Origin of the sequence: Mariniflexile fucanivorans (genome assembly GCF_004341235.1) — a bacterium.
GTDB lineage: Bacteria > Bacteroidota > Bacteroidia > Flavobacteriales > Flavobacteriaceae > Mariniflexile > Mariniflexile fucanivorans.
Genome location: NZ_SLUP01000002.1, coordinates 465,626 through 483,023, shown reverse-complemented (window position 1 = coordinate 483,023; position 17,398 = coordinate 465,626). Strand labels below are relative to the sequence as shown.

Sequence of the window (17,398 nt, the reverse complement as noted above, 5' to 3'; positions counted from 1 at the left end):
TTCTATTACGATAATTATGCATAGTTAACTTTATTTATCTTTCTAAAGTTTCTCATTTGAAATTAAAAATAACTCGATAGATTTTGGCTTAGTTGTAAAACCTAATCAAATTAGTACGATACAATTTTTTAAAATCTGTATAAATTATCACTAAGTTGCTTTCAATATTTACCTTTAATCTATTTATTTTTAATGTTTTATGTGTATAACAGATTGCTTGTTGATTAGGAACGGAGAAACATAAAGAAATTGTTTGCACCGTTTACCTTCAACAAAAAAAGTAAATTATCCAAGAAAAAGTTTAACGTTTATAACAGGCGATATATAATTTCTAATTAATATAAAGCGTGATTTTAGTAAGCATTAAAAACGATAATAAAAAAATTAAAAACGATAATAAAATGTCTTAATTATCTTCATTTTTGCTATACCAACCAAACCATGTAATAATTTAAAACTACAGTTATGGATAATTTACAAGGTTTAACTCTAACTTCAGGTCTGCACTTTAATGACCATTTATATAAAGGATCTATTTCAAAATTTAAACTTAATGAAAGTATTAAAATTTATGAAATCGATCTAAAATCGTATACCGATAATACATTTTATTTTGATAAAGAAGATTGTTTAAATGTGGTAATAAATATAGAATCTAAAAATCCTCTTTCTATAAACGTAGATTCTCAGGTTTGCGATGTAAAACCTTTTGCTAGTGTGGTATTATGTTTGCAATCGCAATTAGCAGTCTCAGTTGTTTTTAAAAAAAATGTAGATTATAATTTTACAGTATTAGAAATTGACAGAACCAAATTAGAAATAAGGCAACCGAATGTTTTACATTTTTTAAATGGAATATTTGAAGCGAATTTTCAAGAAAAATATGCATTATGTAATGACGGTCAACCTAATTTAACAATTTGCGATTTTGTAAAGAAATTAAGAAATATTGATAAAAATGAATTTGAAAACCAACTGATAGCCGCTGGATATTGCAACATAATTATAGGTTTAAAGTTTAAGGAGATTTATCGTAAAAAACAAACTAGCCATGTATCTTTTTTAAGAATTCATGAAATAAAAAAACTGGAAGAACTAACCGAAACGATTAGAAATAACCCTGAACACCCCTATACTATTGAAGAAATTTGTAGGCAAACGGGCTTGTCCGTTTCTAAATTGCAGCTAGGTTTTAAGGAAATGCATAATCGCACGGTAGCCTTGTTTATTAGAGATATGCGCCTAGAAAAAGCGCTGGAAATGTTTAAAAATACCGATTTAAATATTTCTGAAATTGTATATTCAGTAGGGCTTAATAGTAGAAGTTATTTTTGCCGTATTTTTAAGAAAAAGTATAAGTGCGCCCCCAAGTATTACCAAAAACAACTTAGGCACACTTTTAAATCTGTTTCTTAATTAAACCTTTCTTTTTCTTTAAATTTTTCCTGAAATAGGAGGGAGTTACATGATATATCTCTTTAAATAATTGAGTGAAATAACTATGGCTTTTGAAGCCTACTTTATATTTTATTTCTTGAATATTGTAATCTGTATTAAGTAATAAATCTTTGGCAAGGTTTAAACGAATAAATTGTATGTAATTATTTGCTGTTTTTCCATAAAGAGTTTGAAACCCGTTTTGAAATTTTTCATTATTAAGCCCTACACGTTTTGCTATGGAACTTATTGAGCCCAAAGAATCGAGCTCGTTTTTAATAATTTCTACTGCTTCCATCATGGCAGATAATTCGGCCTTTCTTAGAACTTTTGAATTGTTTTGTTTTCCGTTATTGTCGTCATCGAACTGGATAAGTTGATGTACCAACATACGGTAGGATTGACTTTCTGATAAAATTTTTCCAATAAGATGGTCATAATTATGGCTTTTCATTTCGTCAAAAATTTCCGCAAGGGTCAAGCTATAAAGTCCGTTGTAATAAAATGGTTGTTTAGCATGCTCATCTTCAAAAATTCTTTGAAGATTTGGTTTAGCCTTTCCCAATTCACAAGGTAATTTTTGTTTGAATAATTTTCTATTTATTTCTAAACTATAAATTTCAGTAGGTATATTTTTCTTAAAATTTAAAACATGCCCATGATGATCTTGACTAGCAACTATAATGTTTTGATATTGTTCAAGTTCATGAATTTCAAAATCATTTTCAAAGTGATGATTAATGGTTCCATCCAAACAATATAAAAATTTCAAAGGATGTATTTCATTTACAGTAAAGTGAATTTCTACATCAAAATAAAAGGTACAATTATAAATTAATAAACCTAAACCACTGTCAAAATTTATTCCTTGAATGGTTCCTTCTCCATAAATATCGGGTATCGTGAGAGAGTATTCTTCGCAGTTAACAGTGTAATCAGTTTTAAAATTATGGGCAAAATCTTTTATAACATCTTTTAAGGGCAGTGAGTGCACTTGAAACTTTTTCATTGAAGTAGATATTTTATGCAATATAGCACAATATATGTTTACAAAATTCTTCTTGTACGTATTGAAATTTGTTAGTACTCATAATTTGTATAAAAAATCATGAAGTTCACTTACTATCCATTCAAAATCGATACTTAAAAATCCAAAACCGTTAATCAAAATTCAGAGTTTACAATTTCTTTGCGTTATAAACCCTCATAATGTGAAAGATCCTTTATTAATTAATTTTGAAATTGGAAAAAAAACTGTAGATAAACTTACTAAATATTTTAATGGATCATTAAAAACTTCTTCCAATGAATATCGCATCACTTTTAATAATAATATTGGTAATGGATCCATTACATTAATGTTATTAGGTCAAGGAATGTCTTTTATTTCTTTTGATGTTTACTTGTTAGAAGCTATTTGTTTTGAAACCATATTTAATAAGCCTGTGCCCATCGATTTTCTTTTTTTAACATCGGGTAAAATCAGCTTTAACAATAAAAAAGGGCATTTTGCAAATTTTGAAAGCTACCAAAACGTGATTATAAGATATAGGGCAGGGGATTATACATCGTATAAAATGGCATGTGGTATTCCTCTACAGTTAAATATTATTCAAATTTGCCCTATAAAATATTTTAAAAAATATAGTAAACATAAAGAATTACTTACATCAAATTTGAATGAGATTTTAGGAGGTAAGAGCAATAAAATGTTTTATCATTTTGGAAATTTTAATTTAAAAATAGCTGATTATATTAGACAACTTAATAATTGTAATTACTCTGGTATGATAAAACAAATTACCGCTGAAGGTATTATTAATATTATATTAGGTTTACAGCTATGGGAATATGAAAATTATAATGAGAAATTTAAATGTTCTACAAATTTGAATTGCGATGATATAGCTAAAATTGAGAAGGCCACAGACTATATTAAAGAGCATGTGCATGAAAATTTGACTGTTAATAAATTGGCATCTAAGGTGCATTTGTCCAGTCCAAAACTTCAAAAAGGTTTTAAACTTTTATATCGTAAAACTGTAAATAATTATATAAAAGAAATTAAACTTCAGACGGCTCATAATTACTTGGAAAATTCCAATCTTACAGTTTCGGAAGTGGTATATAAAGTAGGTTATAATAGCCGGAGTTACTTTACACAAATCTTTTTTCAGAGATTTGGAATTCTTCCTAGTCAATACATTAAAAAATTAAAATAAAAAGGAAGTTTTGGTTTATATACGAATATATAGGTTTAGCTTTAATTTAAAAATTGAATAGGATATCTTTATTAGGTCAATTAATTTTTCTTTTGAGTTAAGAAAAATGATATTCAACTTTTAATTTAGTGTATATCTATTAAAAATGAATTTGAACAAGTATTCTCTATAATAACCGTATTAGAAGATTACATGTTAAATGCTATTTAGTTTATTTTTTTTAGTAAGTTACTATTTGGGATATCAAAGGTTTTTTTGCAAAAACAAAAGTTAATTAATCCATTTATTTAACAACCTTTGATTTATTAAGAAGCCGTCTCACAATTTGAGGCGGTTTTTTTATATATCATAGGTAGTAGATTTATATAAAATGCGTCTATCTGCTAAAAATGTAAATTTATCATCTGCTCCATTTTCTTCGTCTAATGATTGTTGAAGTTTCGATGCGATTTTCTCAAGACCTAATTCTTTAGCGTATCTTACAGCTGTACCATAACCAGAAATTTCATAATGCTTAAATTTTTGAGCTTCTGCAATTAACCAAGCATCCACAACCCATTTTTCAGTTTTATTTTTCATAATACTTTCAGTTTCTCTAATTAAAACGTCCGTGGTTTATAGGTTTTTTCCTTAGGCTGTATGTCAAGTTCTTCACATATTTTTTCTAAACGGTCTTTATGTTTTTTAGTCTCGTTAAGATGGCTTTCGAAAGCAATTCTCAATCTAATATTGGCTGCGTGGTGTAACATTTTAGGTAAAGCTTCAACCAATTTGCATTCTGCGCTATATAAACCTTTTAATTGATGTTCAAATAAATCTTTTAATGTTTTCATTAGTTTTCTAAATTTTAAATTACACTTATATTTTTTGATTTTAAAATTATTCCCATGCTTATAATGGACTTTGCTCTAATAGAATTAATATTAACTTTAATAATATTTTATCATAGTTAATTAACTCATCTATAATGCTTAATAATTTTTTTTGAGTTATTTTTTATATGTTTTGAGTCTGTATTTTTCAGCATTTACTACTTAATTTGATTAAAATTTAATACCATTATGAAAAAACCAAAAAAATTTGAAAAACAGAATCAGTCACAACCAGGTAAAGAATTTAAAATGAAACCTGAGCCAGAAATAATTCGTAAGGACTATAAGGGCAGCGAAAAACTTAAAAGTAAAATAGCGCTAATTACTGGTGGCGATAGTGGCATAGGCAGAAGCATAGCAGTTCATTTTGCCCGTGAAGGATGTGATGTAGCTATAGTCTATTTTTCTGAAGATAAAGATGCAAACGCAACTAAGGAATTAGTAGAAAAAGAGGGAAGAAAGTGTTTAATTATGAAAAAAGATTTACAGAGTGCAACTAACTGTAAAAATGCCGTGGAAAACTGTGTTGAAAAATTCGGTCAATTAAACATCCTTGTAAACAATGCGGCTATGCAATTTCCTAAAAATTCTGTAATTGATATTGATAAGGATCAGCTTGAAAAAACATTTCAAACAAACATTTATCCCTATTTTTTTATGGTACAGGCAGCCTTGAATCATTTAAAAGAGGGAGATGTTATCATCAATACGGGTTCAGTAACGGCCTATAGAGGTAGTAACCATTTGGTAGATTATGCAAGTACTAAGGGTGCAATAACAAGTTTTACCAGATCACTTTCCGCGCAATTGGTAGAAAAAAAAATACGAGTTAATGGCGTTGCTCCAGGGCCCATATGGACGCCTTTAATACCCGCAACTTTTGATGATGTAACCGATTTTGGGCAGGATACCCCCATGGGAAGAGCAGGACAACCAAGTGAAGTGGGTCCAGCCTATGTTTTTTTGGCATCTCAAGATAGTAGTTACATCACAGGTCAGTTTATACATGTTAATGGTGGTGAAATGGTGGGTTCATAAAATTTATATTAGCAATGAAATGGTTTGAACATTTGTTATTTATAATAGTTTTTTTAGTGGTTACAAACTGCAATATGCCTAAAGATCCTAATAAATCATGGAATTCTATAAAACAACATGAAATGCAAGTGGGTGTAGTTCAGGCACCTGTAGATTCTGAGAGATTCAAATTAATTGAACAGGAAAAAATTATGATGGAAAAATTTGGAACTTTCTATAAAGTTAAATCCAAGTTTTTAGAGGGTACAGAAACACAACTGATTGACTCCCTTAACAATAATAAAATACATTTGATAATTGGTGGGTTTGAAAAAAATAACATATTAAAAAATGAAGTTGGCACAACAGCACCTTATGACGGTATTCACGTATTATTTATCCCTAAAGGAGAAAATTTGTTATTATTTAAATTAGAAGAATTTATATATAAAATCAAATAATGTATCTTACACATACTTTTGAATTACCCCCACATCTAAAAAAAGCTTTAAAGAAGGCAACTTTTTTAGAAAAGGTTACTGTTGTATATCTTATTTCGGTTATTGTGGTTATGTTTTTAGTTATGGGGTCGTCTCAAGCCATGAAAACCGCATGGTTAGAAGATTTGTTGAGCATAGTTCCTTCCATAGCGTTTCTTGTATCCACTCGAATATATAATAGACCTGCAAATAAAAAATTTCCTTATGGTTATCACCGTGTTTTTAGCATTGCTTTTTTAACGGGTTCTTTAGCTTTATTTGGAATGGGTATGTTTTTAATTGTTGATTCCAGTATAAGTTTGATATCTGGTGAACGCCCAACTATAGGAAGTACCATGATATTTGGAAAACAAATATGGTTAGGTTGGTTCATGATCATAGCTCTTTTGTATAGTGCCATACCCGCTATGATTTTGGGACACAAAAAGCAAAAACCCGCAAAAGATCTTCACAATAAAATATTGCATACAGATGCTACTACTCAAAAAGCTGATTATATGACTGCAGGTACAGCTATTTTAGGAATAATTGGAGTAGGGTATGGTTTATGGTGGTTCGATGCAATTATGGCAATATTAATATCCATATCCGTAATTAAAGATGGATATAATAATCTAACTAATGCGATTACAGATTTGATGGATAGAGTGCCTTATAAAATCGGTTCACAAATAGTTGACCCACTTCTTGAAGAAATTGAAAAAACTATTGCTTACTGGAGTTGGGTTGAAGGTTTTGAAATAAGATTTAGAGAGCATGGTCAAGTTTATTTTGGCGAAATTAAAGTACTAACAAGTGAGGATAATGTGGAAGAATTAATTACTGAAGGTATTAAAGAATTAAAACAACTTCATTGGAAAATACACGACATTACTATAATGCAGGTAAAATCCTTACATCCTTAGCAAAAGCTTATTCTCTAAATAATGATATTTATACATATAATGATTTACCATGTTAAAACAAATCAATTTATTTACCAGTATAAAATTCAATTCATTTTTTTTTTTGGGTTATTTTTTTCTTTTAAAGTACAAATTTAAATATGCGTTATCTGATATATTTAGCAAAAATAATGATATAATATATTTCTTACTTTTTTAGAATTAAAATTAATTATGACTATAATTAAAATTAAAAAACACACACGTTTTATATCACGGATTATAGTGTTAATAATGATTTTAGGTATTTTGTCATACTTTTTTTATGCATGTCATAAAAAATTCAGCAATTTTAATAATAATGGTGCTATACCACAACAGTATGACACCGTGAATTTGCAAAATAATGAAATTGTTTTACTTAAACCTGATAGCATTATAGATAGAATAGCCTTATTGGATGAATATACTAAAGATTCTATGCAAATTTTGCTAGACTCCACTTATGCAAAAAAAGCATACATAAACCTTGTGGGAGTTATTGTAAAAACAGCTGATGATTATAATATAAAAAAATCGAAATCATTGATGTTTTTAAGAAATTATACTGATAATTCCATTAACCCTTATAAAATAAGAACCCAGGATTTTAAACCTATTTGTGATAATACTGTGCAAGTTTTAGAAGTTATCCAGCAAAAGAAATTTCCCCTCCTAGATCGTAAAATGAATCAATTAAAATATATTTCTTCTCAAGTTAACAGTGCAACTAATTTTAACAAGCAGAAACATTTATTGTTGTTCTTGGAAAAAACGAAAGACATTCTTTATCTAATGTATAAATAAAAAAATCACGCTTCGTTTTTCGAAAGCTATTGCTTAACTATTGAAAATAATTTTAAATTTTAAGATTAATAATAACTAAATTAAAATTTATGTATCAAGAGTCTATGTCTTAAAAAACCAAAAAATTGCCTTAAAAAAGCATTATGAAAAATTTAACTAAGTATCTATATACTAGTATTTAACGTTGTATTTTGTTAGTATGTAACTATAATAATGATTAAACATGTAATGTAAGGATTTTTAGAATTTTTATTATTGTATGTTATAACATTAACCAATTAAGTAATAGCATTGCGAATAGGCATAGAAAAACATGTGCGGGTAAAAGTTGAATACAAAAACCCTTGAAGTCAAAATCATGCAATTTTGGAAAAATTTTAAAAATTAAATTCCATCCCACCACACCTATAATCCCAAACAATAAACCTACTATAATATTCCAAAAAACAGATTTTAATTGTTCAAAATTATGCCATAGTACAAAATAGAAAACAATAAATATTGCACCTATAAAATAATGAATGATCCAACCAGCGAAGAGGTCAATACCCGTTTCTTTCTCTTTAATATTGTTTGTACTAATTATTTTAGAAAGAATAATGGGCTCTCGGTATTCTTTATTAAATAAATGACTTGCTATAATACTAAAAAGCGTCATTATAGATACTGATATTATCCAAACTAAGATATATATTGATAAATCGAATAAACTCATAAAATAAACACTTATAATCACTATATATTATTTATGGTTGTGCTATTGTATAATGAATTGGTTTAAAAGTGCCTCCATTACTATCCTCGGCTGAACATGCCGTTAAACCAACAATTAAATCCATTTTAGCCTTAAACCGAATTAAATCACCAGGTTTTGTAGTAGGGGGTAAAACTTTAAGCCTGCCGTTTGTATCAAACTGTACGTTCATAAAAATATTGAATGCTGTAGGTATATCATCTTTATTAATATTATAATGCATTAGATTTTTAAATAAATTTTCCAAACAACTGGGATGATAGGATGGATTATTGTACATAATCTTGAAGGTCTCTGGACTGCAAGGTGCAAGAAGAAAATCATTTCTGCCATTTTCATCTTCTAGAATTTCCATCATTTTATTTGAGCGATTACTCCATAAAAAATTTCCAGTAGTTAATAAAATAGTTTCCTCAAAATCCATTGTTTTCCCCGATGAAATACGCTCCTTAATATCACCTCCATTAAATAGAACCATATCACTCACTTGTTTTCCTAAAGGATCAATAACTGTTAGTATATCTCCTTTGTTTAATTTAAATGCCGCACCAGACTGTGGTGGTATTATATTAGTTACATTCATCTTATATTTTTTTTTGATTGAATGGACATTTCCAATCCTTTTCAATTTGCCTACCACTATATTGTTTTGCCTCCGAGGCTGTACCAAAATCTTTTAATACCGAATTTATATGTCCTTGCAATTTTTTGTCTCGTTTCCTTATTTTTCTTTTAACAGATTGGTAAACACCCATTTCCCTTAGTTTCTCAAATTGACAGTGTAAGTTGAATACGACGGTACAATATGGAGCTCTTCGAGCTAGTCTGGAACTCCCGGGATACATTCCTAAAATATAAAATGCTTTTCCTTTAACACTAAAACTAAAGTCAAAATCATCTGGGTTTTTGCTTACCTTAGAATCCCAAGAGGTATCATCTTGATCGTGAAGTTTTTGAAGAAAAGCCCAAAGTGTATTTTCAAACTCGATTTCAGAAGAAAAATTATTTTTTTTAAAGCAAAACATTAAGGATTGGAACTCAATGGTATCGAAATTTTAAGATTTATTGAAGTTTTCAATGTCTGATAATATAGGTTTAATTATTTCATCGCAAGTTATATCATCATATATTTTTAGTTCATAGTTATTTAAACGAAAAATAGAATTGGCCATAACACAAGGGTGCTTTTTTTTCAGGATGAAATTTTTATATTTTTGAGAGATATTAGGTTTCATTTTAAAGACCTTTTTCTTTCTAAAATCATTATAATACGGTACATCTTTAGTTTTTGAATAAACTTATTCTAAAAGTTTTATTATCATGTTTAAAACATTAATATGTATGTATTACATGATTTTTATATTAATAAATTTGAATAACAATAAAAAATAAAGCTTCTGATAACACCGTGTTATCAGAAGCTTATACCAAGAAAGTATTATTTTTTCTTTGGATTTGTTGCCGTTTTTTTATTAGTTGGCGACTTTTTAAGATTGTTTTTTTTATCGTCCTTTTTTTGGTTTTCTTTTTTGTCTTGAGTGCTCATAATTTTATAATTTTAAATTTTTATTAAAATTAGGTTTTAGTAAATTATAAGAATTGCACAAAAAATAAAAATATTAACTCTAATGATTTTGGTCTGTTTGAAAAATGTTTAATGGTTTAAATATATGTTTTGGTAAAAGTTTTTTTGATGAATTTTTTGTTTTGAAAGCATAATCTTGAGCGTTCAGGAAATACTATTGATACCAAACTGTAGTAGGTTTTCCTATTTCAATAGATCCGAAACCAAAATTTTGGGTTTCAAAAGAATTGGTTTTAAAAATGTTATAACCTTGCCCAGGAATTCTAGGGTAATAGGACAATGAAACCTGAAAGGAATTAAACACTAAATAATCATTTCTAATAATGAATCCAACCCCAACTGAAGCGTATAATTTTTTATTAAATTCAAGGTCGGTTGTTCTGCCCATAAGCCCAGATGTAATATTTATGTATGGATTAAGCCGAAATCCAATAAGGTTCCAAGGTGAATAAAACTGTGTTTGTAATGAAAGTAATATTTTTTGCGAACCATTAATATCGGTGTTAAAGCCTGGGATGCTGGCCAGTTCATGACGTCTATATTCATTCCTATCGTAACCTATAGAGACTGCATTTTCGTTTAAATTGAGTCTGTCGCCAATAGCGTCCAATCTGTTAAATCCCAATAGTATTTGCGGTTTTATAAATTGACGCATCGTCCATGACCCACTGAGCGGTATTAAATTAGTGAAATAGTTTAGCTCAAGGGATAATGCCGTTTGTTCTAATTTCCTGTTATTAAAAAAAGTTCCAAGTTCTATAGTCCCATTAAAATATCCTCTTTTAGTATATTTTGCAATGGCCAGATTGCTTCCTAAATACAGTCTGCTATTTTGGTTTTTTTTTTGGATGCCCAAAGTAATGGACGAGGCAAAACCTATGGGGACATCTTCCACAATGCCATCCCTAAAAATATAAGCGTCTTCCTCAAATTCTCTTAATGCCACACCAATACGGCCCATATAGAATACCTCATCGGCATAGTAATCAATAGCATCATATGCTAGTTCGGGCTTTTCGGTGTAATTGGAGTTTATAAATCTTAAGGATGTAATAAGGTTCGTGGTACGCGATCCATATTTATTGTTTTTAAATATATCAAATGCACGTCCAATCCACATATCCTGTGTGCTATATTTAAAATTATTGTTTTTAAATTCAAAAGAGTCATTGGGTAGTGAATCTTGTCTAAACTGACGATCAATATAAATGCCGCCCGCCCATTTATTTAAGGTTGATAGGAAATTCTTTTCAATATTAATACTCTTTTTATAGTAACCTTCTAAAGTTTGTTGGTAGGTGAGGGAGGTATTTATATACGTATTCTTTATGGTAGGTACTATATAATCAAAACTATAGGCGGTTCTGCCATCGTTAAATCGTTTGCTAAGTCGGTTGTTAAATTCATGACCAAACCCTAAGAAGTTCCTTTCTTTTAGATGGAAGTTGAATTTGGAAGTTGAGATGGATCCTTGCGGTACCCAACTCCAAGAATCCAACACTCGTACCTTTATATCCACCGAATCATGTTCTCCCTGTATTTTTTTAACATCTATTTTTACACTTCGTATAAATTTTTGCGACCGCATCAATCGTTTTGATTCGGTGATTTGCAAGGTGTCCAATAGGGCATGTTTTTTAAATAATAGCAAATTACGTATAGCAAAGTTATTAGATTTTATATGAACCTTGTTTCCAACATTTCCTAACCAGCTTTTTGCCTGTTTCGTTGTGTCTTCTACCGAAAACCCAAAAGGATCTAATGTTTCAATACTAATATTTCTTATTGGTTTTCCTTGAAAAGCACTATAATCCATTTGCTTTTTAATACTTATACTTTTCTTGCTTTTTTTATGTGAAGATCTAAATATGAGGTCGTAAATAGTTTTTGTGAATTTACTTTTTTGGGAATAGGTTTCAATTTTTTTATAAACAGGAACAGAATCCTTTTCTTCAGGTTTTAATTGTGCCAAAACATAGGGGCCAGCAAATAGGAATAAAATAAATATATACTTATGGCTCATGTGCTTTAAAGTATTTTTGAAGTTTTAGTAATGAGGTTTTTTTAATATTTATAATGATTACAATACAAATTAACCAATCTATTTTTTAAAAATATTCCAAACATAAAGATTAAAGATATTGAACTTTAATTAAATTAAATTTTTAATTAACCCTATTGCTTTCTGTAATATTATAATTCTACAAATACTCAATTCAAATAACCCAATAAACATGTTTTAAATCTTTTTCACATTTATTAAATTTTAGGAACTAATAATAATTTTTTTTCAAAGTCTAACTAATAAGAAAAGTATAATAGTAGCATTTGAATTAAGAATTTTATTTTTAAGATTAATCATCGCTGTTTTTTCGAAATATCTTTAAACCATTAATTTAAAAAATCAAAAAATTATGAAAACATTAGAAGATTTATTCGAACATCAGTTAAAAGACTTATATAGTGCAGAAAGTCAATTAATTGAAGCACTACCTAAAGTGGCAAAAAAAGCAAATGACAGTAAATTAAAGAAAGCCTTTGAAGATCATTTAGAAGAAACTAAGGGCCATAAAAAAAGACTTGAAGAGATTTGTGATGCTTTAAGTATTTCTGCAGGTGGAGAAACTTGTAAGGCCATGAAAGGTTTAATTAAAGAAACTGAAAGTTTTATGGATGAAGCAGATGATAAAGAGGTGATGGATGCAGGCCTTATTGCAGAAGCCCAGCGTGTAGAACATTACGAGATTTCTGGTTATGGTACAGCTGTAAGATACGCCAAAGAATTAGGGCATAACGACATTGCTTCAAAATTGCAAAAAACTCTGGACGAAGAGTATAATGCAGATAATAAGTTAGACAAATTAGCAGAGAATAGGCTTAATAAAAAAGCTATTAGCTAATTGAATTAGTTGTTGCTGCCTATGAATGAATTTGTGTTCCCTCAGCCCAATTAACATTTGTAGGCAGTTTTTTAAAAGTTATTTATTAACCGCTTATTTTATAGCGGTTTAATTTTTCTGTTAGAGGAGAGTATTAGTGAAAATAAATTTAAATTATATTATAATATGGCGGTTCCTGTAATTCGTAAAAACCTATATTTTAAACCAGACTCTAGCCGAGTAGTAGCCCGTTTTTTTAATAACGGAGATCTTAGAACCATCAATTTGGTTAAGCGAATAATGCGCTTAAATGAAGTACAAGTTAAGCAAGAACTTGAAATAACATTAAAAGGATTTGTAGGAAGGCATAGAAATATTTCAGAAATTTTTTTGAAACACGCTAATAATTATACAAATCTAATTCAATCCATTAATGTAGATTTCCAAAAACTTTCTTTAGAACGCCGTCTTTTAATTGGTGCATATAGTACAATGGAGTATTCCATAGAATCTGCTGCATTATTTAACCCATCTATTGTTGAAGATTTTGATCAGTCATTTTTGGCAGAAGGAGAAAAAAGAGTCATTATATCTTTTAGAGCAACGGGAGAAGGGCATTTATCCTCCATTGTTTTTAGGAAGGGAATTTTAGATGCCTCCAATAACCTGCGTATGATTGAGACTCATAAACACATAGATCTTCCTGTTATTATTAAGAAAAAAACATATGATAAAAAAAGGTTTATGAAGAAAATGGAGGAAATGCATATTCCAAAAACATATTCCTCTCCCTTTATGGATTCACTACCTGATAAGTTTGAATATGATGCTTTAAAAAATGCTATTAGAGAAATGTTAAGGTTAGATGTTGATGAACAAAGAAAAAAAGCTCTTAAAGAAATGACATGGCTTATAGACTCGTATTATGATATTGAATTTAGTGAAGATTCTAAAATATCTGGACGTGCTATTTTACCAATATCACCTTCAGAAAGTCGAGGTATTGAAGATGCCAGATTTGTGCGATTTACAGATGATGACGGTTCTGAAAAAATTTATGCCACCTATACCGCTTACGATGGGTTTACAATAATTCCTAAACTACTTTATACATGTGATTTTCTTAATTTTAGAATAATGCCCATGCATGGTCATGGTGCCCAGAATAAAAATTTCGCACTGTTCCCTCGGAAAATAAAAGGAAAGTACGCTATGTTGGCAAGAATAGACGGAGTAAATAATTATTTATTTTACTCTGATAGAATTACATTGTGGAATGACCCAATAAAGATTCAAGAACCCAAATACCCATGGGAATTTACTCAAATAGGTAATTGTGGTTCTCCAATTTATACTGAACACGGTTGGTTGGTTATAACTCATGGCGTCGGACCAATGAGACGTTATTGTATTGGAGTTTCCTTATTGGATTTAGAAGACCCAACGAAAGAAATAGGTCGATTAAAAGAACCTCTTCTTTCTCCTTTAGAAGAAGAGAGGGAGGGTTATGTTCCCAATGTTGTATACTCCTGTGGTAGCTTAATTCATAATAATCATTTAATACTCCCTTATGCTGTATCAGATTATGCATCTTCCTATGTAACAGTAAATATGGATGATTTATTATCAGAACTAAGAAAAGAAGTTTAAAGTTTTTATAGTGAACTTTTAAAATAACAGGAATTAAAAAAAGTGTATTGAAATTTTACAATACACTTTTTTTAATCCTATATTTCTATGTAAATGTAGTTATATATTTTAAATGTTTTCAAAAGCAAATCGGGCTAATAAATAACTAACAGTAGATTCCGCACCTTGATTTAAATTTACATTTTTTTCTTCCAAACCATCATGACAACCACCCGTACAAGGATTGTATAAAATTTGCTTTAATTGGTTATTGCCTAAAAACCAACTGAATGCGGTTTCCATTTTGTCATCATAGCCCTCAAACGGAAATATGTTATTAAATTCTTTTAAGGCCAATATGGTGTAAGCAACATCGATGGGCTGTTCCCCGCCAACTTGTACGGTTTTTTCTTCAAACCCTTTAATTAACCAACTTTGATTTGAAATGACTCTAATGGAATCGTCAGTGAAAATTTTAGAAATTAAAAAGTCAAATGATTTTTTTGCTATTTTTTTAAATCTGAGATCACCTGTGGATTTCCATGCGTACAAAAGAGATTCTGGTAATACGCTATTAGCATAAGTAAGGTAAGGCTCGAACCAATTCCAATCTTTTTCCGAATGAAAATCATAAAGCTCTACGAGCTTATTTGCGGCATCATTTATAAACTCAGTTATTTTTTTGTCATCCATTTTTAAGTTAAAATAATACAAACCTTTTATGGCGAAAGCTAAGGCACGTGGCGATTTAAAATGCTGTATTTTTATATTAAATTGGTTTATGGTGCATTTGATATTTTGAAGTAAGGTAATGTCCAGATCAAGACCTTCTTCCATTAAATAATATGTGTAGCCCAGAGCCCAAATAGCTCTACCGTTAGAATCTTCTAGGTTTACTTCATTATTCTGGTTTGTGAATTTTTTGTCTTTATCAACATAATTTAAGAATAGGCAATTATCACGTTGGCATTTTAAAATAAAATTCACATATTTTCTTATAAGTTTTACATCTGTTGGATTTTGTGATAATTTATAGTACTCACAAGCAGCGATAAGTGCTCTGGCATTATCATCTAAAGTGTAACCAGATTCAATATTCGGTGTATTTATATTCGAAAATTGTATAATACCAACATCCGTCGTCATATTTAATAAATGATTGATATTTATTTCCGGTTTCTTATATTTCAGTTTTAATGGTTTTTTTAATTGTTTTGAAAAAACGAGCGCATGTAATATAGCGGCATTTTCCCATGAGGTAGCGGAAGATGCGTGCAATCCTTTCATTTTCATATGTTGTCTTAAACCGTCATTATTTAGTAAGCAATTTACTTTAATGGCTAACTGTTTAGAATCGCCAAAATCAAATAATAAACCATTCTCCTCACGTAACACTTCTTTAGCATGTGGAATAGGTGTGGAAACAATTGGGCAACCGCAACTTACAGCATAAGAAAATGTACCACTTACAGCTTGATTAGGATCATTAGAAGTAAATACATAACAGTCAGAAAGTTGTAAATATTCTAGCAATTCCGGAAGTGGAACAAACTTATTTACAAATTGTACATGATCCGTTAATTTTAACTCATCAACCATTTTTTGTAAAGAATGCATGTAAGTGTCACCTTGCTGATCAAAAAGATTGGGATGCGTTTTTCCAACTATTAAAAAATGAATTTCAGGATGTTCTTTTATAATATCAGGTAATGCATTCAGCGTGGTTTCAATATTTTTACCAGGACCTAAAAAGCCAAATGTTGAAATAACTTTTCTATTAGATAAATTATATTTTTCTTTTAAAAGAGATTTATCTTGATGTTTTACTAAATGTGTTCCGTGGGATATAATTTCTATTTTATTTGGATTGACGCCGTAGGTATGGATGAGTAAATCGGCTGAAGATTTTGTCATAACCGTAACAGCTTTAGCTATAGAAACTAAATTTTTTACATTTTTTTCTAAATCTTTATTGGGATTTGGTAGTACTGTGTGGAAGGCAATAATAATAGGTTTGTTTAATGATTTTAAAAAATTTAAAAATCCTCCTTCATTATTATGAAACAACCCAAATTCATGCTGAATCATAACCATTTCTATGTCCTTATTAGTATTTATTTTATTGGCAATAGTTGTAAAGGATTCTAAACTATCAGGATTTAATGTTAATTCAACATTTTCATTTTTATAGTCATGTATATCATTGGTTGTTTTTAAAGCACATATTTTTATAATAAAGCTATCTTCAAATTGATTTTCAAGAGCTTTTTTTAAATCGAAAGTATAAGTTGCAATGCCACATTCTTTAGGTGGATAGGTAGCTATTAATAATACTTTAGGTATGCTTTTAGACCTCTTGTTTAGGGTGTTTATTCCTTTTTTTAATTCTGGTTTTTCCTTTTTAAAAGTTCTAGTATTCACTTTCTTTTTAATATCTATATAGCTTCTCATGGGTTTAATTAATTTGTGGTTATTTACATCATCTCAGTGGTTTTTTATTTTAATTGATTTATTGTGCTATTGGTACATATATTCTCTAAACCAAATTTTACCGTCATCATAGCTAAATTATACGTTTAGAGAGTCCATTATTATCCTTAAAAATAAATTTGTTAACCCAATCAATTTAGAATCTCTTTTTTAATTTTTGGGTTTGAATATTAAGTTGTCATTTGAGTTTATAATAATAGATGAGGAACTAGAAATTATTCCATTCAATTTCAATTTTTAGTTTCTACAAATATTTATAACAATGATTCAAAATTGGTGGGTT

16 protein-coding genes are annotated in these 17,398 nt (G+C 29.2%); 8 read left to right on the top strand and 8 right to left on the bottom strand.

Features of this window, described 5'->3' with window-relative positions:
- Positions 1-465: 465 nt before the first annotated feature.
- On the top strand, positions 466-1,416 hold the full coding sequence (locus EV196_RS05660; RefSeq protein ID WP_132215933.1) for a helix-turn-helix domain-containing protein: 951 nt from the start codon (positions 466-468) through the stop codon (positions 1,414-1,416).
- Here EV196_RS05660 and EV196_RS05655 read toward each other — a convergent pair.
- Complete coding sequence (locus EV196_RS05655) at positions 1,400-2,446, bottom strand: AraC family transcriptional regulator (RefSeq protein WP_132215930.1); 1,047 nt, start codon at positions 2,444-2,446, stop codon at positions 1,400-1,402. The genes EV196_RS05660 and EV196_RS05655 overlap by 17 nt on opposite strands.
- A gap of 202 nt (positions 2,447-2,648) precedes the next feature.
- Between EV196_RS05655 and EV196_RS05650 the strand changes: the two genes are divergently transcribed.
- Positions 2,649-3,659: a helix-turn-helix domain-containing protein gene (locus tag EV196_RS05650; protein ID WP_132215927.1), complete on the top strand. Its 1,011-nt coding sequence runs from the start codon at positions 2,649-2,651 to the stop codon at positions 3,657-3,659.
- Between the two features lie 339 nt (positions 3,660-3,998).
- Here the strand turns inward: EV196_RS05650 and EV196_RS20210 are convergent, their stop codons facing one another.
- Together EV196_RS20210 and EV196_RS20205 are read right to left on the bottom strand one after the other, a co-directional pair.
- Positions 3,999-4,238, bottom strand: coding sequence for a YciE/YciF ferroxidase family protein (locus EV196_RS20210; protein ID WP_262711327.1), 240 nt, complete (start codon positions 4,236-4,238; stop codon positions 3,999-4,001).
- A 20-nt stretch (positions 4,239-4,258) separates the two neighbouring features.
- Positions 4,259-4,492: a YciE/YciF ferroxidase family protein gene (locus tag EV196_RS20205; protein ID WP_262711326.1), complete on the bottom strand. Its 234-nt coding sequence runs from the start codon at positions 4,490-4,492 to the stop codon at positions 4,259-4,261.
- Between the two features lie 228 nt (positions 4,493-4,720).
- On the opposite strand from EV196_RS20205, the gene EV196_RS05640 reads away from it, so the two are divergent.
- From EV196_RS05640 to EV196_RS05625, 4 genes are all read left to right on the top strand, one after another.
- The gene (locus EV196_RS05640) at positions 4,721-5,569 is read left to right on the top strand and encodes an SDR family oxidoreductase (RefSeq protein ID WP_132215923.1); all 849 of its coding nucleotides are present in this window, start codon (positions 4,721-4,723) and stop codon (positions 5,567-5,569) included.
- Positions 5,570-5,583: 14 nt separating this feature from the next.
- A complete protein-coding gene (locus EV196_RS05635; RefSeq protein WP_132215920.1) occupies positions 5,584-6,009 on the top strand; it encodes a transglycosylase SLT domain-containing protein in 426 nt (141 codons plus the stop codon).
- Complete coding sequence (locus EV196_RS05630; RefSeq protein ID WP_132215917.1) at positions 6,009-6,953, top strand: cation diffusion facilitator family transporter; 945 nt, start codon at positions 6,009-6,011, stop codon at positions 6,951-6,953. Before EV196_RS05635 ends, EV196_RS05630 begins: the two co-directional genes overlap by 1 nt.
- 213 nt (positions 6,954-7,166) lie before the next feature.
- Positions 7,167-7,778, top strand: coding sequence for a hypothetical protein (locus EV196_RS05625; RefSeq protein ID WP_132215914.1), 612 nt, complete (start codon positions 7,167-7,169; stop codon positions 7,776-7,778).
- A 262-nt stretch (positions 7,779-8,040) separates the two neighbouring features.
- Here EV196_RS05625 and EV196_RS05620 read toward each other — a convergent pair whose 3' ends face one another.
- From EV196_RS05620 to EV196_RS05600, 4 genes are all read right to left on the bottom strand, one after another.
- Entirely contained in the window at positions 8,041-8,493 is a 453-nt protein-coding gene (locus EV196_RS05620) for a hypothetical protein (protein WP_132215911.1), read from the bottom strand.
- 31 nt (positions 8,494-8,524) lie between these two features.
- Complete coding sequence (locus EV196_RS05615; RefSeq protein WP_132215908.1) at positions 8,525-9,115, bottom strand: DUF1989 domain-containing protein; 591 nt, start codon at positions 9,113-9,115, stop codon at positions 8,525-8,527.
- Position 9,116: 1 nt separating this feature from the next.
- Positions 9,117-9,575 (bottom strand): guanitoxin biosynthesis heme-dependent pre-guanitoxin N-hydroxylase GntA, encoded by a 459-nt coding sequence (gntA, locus tag EV196_RS05610; protein ID WP_317128012.1) that lies wholly within the window; start codon positions 9,573-9,575, stop codon positions 9,117-9,119.
- Between the two features lie 696 nt (positions 9,576-10,271).
- The gene (locus EV196_RS05600) at positions 10,272-12,140 is read right to left on the bottom strand and encodes a hypothetical protein (protein WP_132215899.1); all 1,869 of its coding nucleotides are present in this window, start codon (positions 12,138-12,140) and stop codon (positions 10,272-10,274) included.
- Positions 12,141-12,531: 391 nt separating this feature from the next.
- On the opposite strand from EV196_RS05600, the gene EV196_RS05595 reads away from it, so the two are divergent.
- Both EV196_RS05595 and EV196_RS05590 read left to right on the top strand, forming a co-directional pair.
- Positions 12,532-13,017, top strand: a complete 486-nt coding sequence (locus EV196_RS05595) for a YciE/YciF ferroxidase family protein (protein ID WP_132215896.1) — start codon at positions 12,532-12,534, stop codon at positions 13,015-13,017.
- Between the two features lie 165 nt (positions 13,018-13,182).
- Positions 13,183-14,646, top strand: a complete 1,464-nt coding sequence (locus tag EV196_RS05590; protein ID WP_132215893.1) for a glycoside hydrolase family 130 protein — start codon at positions 13,183-13,185, stop codon at positions 14,644-14,646.
- A gap of 108 nt (positions 14,647-14,754) precedes the next feature.
- Here EV196_RS05590 and EV196_RS05585 read toward each other — a convergent pair whose 3' ends face one another.
- Entirely contained in the window at positions 14,755-17,076 is a 2,322-nt protein-coding gene (locus tag EV196_RS05585; protein ID WP_207902813.1) for a glycosyltransferase, read from the bottom strand.
- Positions 17,077-17,398: the final 322 nt, after the last annotated feature.

Bases quoted from the DNA above. Each gene is read 5' to 3' on its own strand.
- EV196_RS05640 (WP_132215923.1), top strand. From the start codon at position 4,721: ATGAAAAAACCAAAAAAATTTGAAAAACAGAATCAGTCACAACCAGGT.
- EV196_RS20210 (WP_262711327.1), bottom strand. From the start codon at position 4,238: ATGAAAAATAAAACTGAAAAATGGGTTGTGGATGCTTGGTTAATTGCA.
- EV196_RS05660 (WP_132215933.1), top strand. From the start codon at position 466: ATGGATAATTTACAAGGTTTAACTCTAACTTCAGGTCTGCACTTTAAT.
- EV196_RS05585 (WP_207902813.1), bottom strand. From the start codon at position 17,076: ATGAGAAGCTATATAGATATTAAAAAGAAAGTGAATACTAGAACTTTT.
- EV196_RS05595 (WP_132215896.1), top strand. From the start codon at position 12,532: ATGAAAACATTAGAAGATTTATTCGAACATCAGTTAAAAGACTTATAT.
- EV196_RS05590 (WP_132215893.1), top strand. From the start codon at position 13,183: ATGGCGGTTCCTGTAATTCGTAAAAACCTATATTTTAAACCAGACTCT.
- EV196_RS05615 (WP_132215908.1), bottom strand. From the start codon at position 9,115: ATGAATGTAACTAATATAATACCACCACAGTCTGGTGCGGCATTTAAA.
- EV196_RS05600 (WP_132215899.1), bottom strand. From the start codon at position 12,140: ATGAGCCATAAGTATATATTTATTTTATTCCTATTTGCTGGCCCCTAT.
- EV196_RS05620 (WP_132215911.1), bottom strand. From the start codon at position 8,493: ATGAGTTTATTCGATTTATCAATATATATCTTAGTTTGGATAATATCA.
- EV196_RS05655 (WP_132215930.1), bottom strand. From the start codon at position 2,446: ATGAAAAAGTTTCAAGTGCACTCACTGCCCTTAAAAGATGTTATAAAA.
- EV196_RS05625 (WP_132215914.1), top strand. From the start codon at position 7,167: ATGACTATAATTAAAATTAAAAAACACACACGTTTTATATCACGGATT.
- EV196_RS05630 (WP_132215917.1), top strand. From the start codon at position 6,009: ATGTATCTTACACATACTTTTGAATTACCCCCACATCTAAAAAAAGCT.
- EV196_RS20205 (WP_262711326.1), bottom strand. From the start codon at position 4,492: ATGAAAACATTAAAAGATTTATTTGAACATCAATTAAAAGGTTTATAT.
- EV196_RS05635 (WP_132215920.1), top strand. From the start codon at position 5,584: ATGAAATGGTTTGAACATTTGTTATTTATAATAGTTTTTTTAGTGGTT.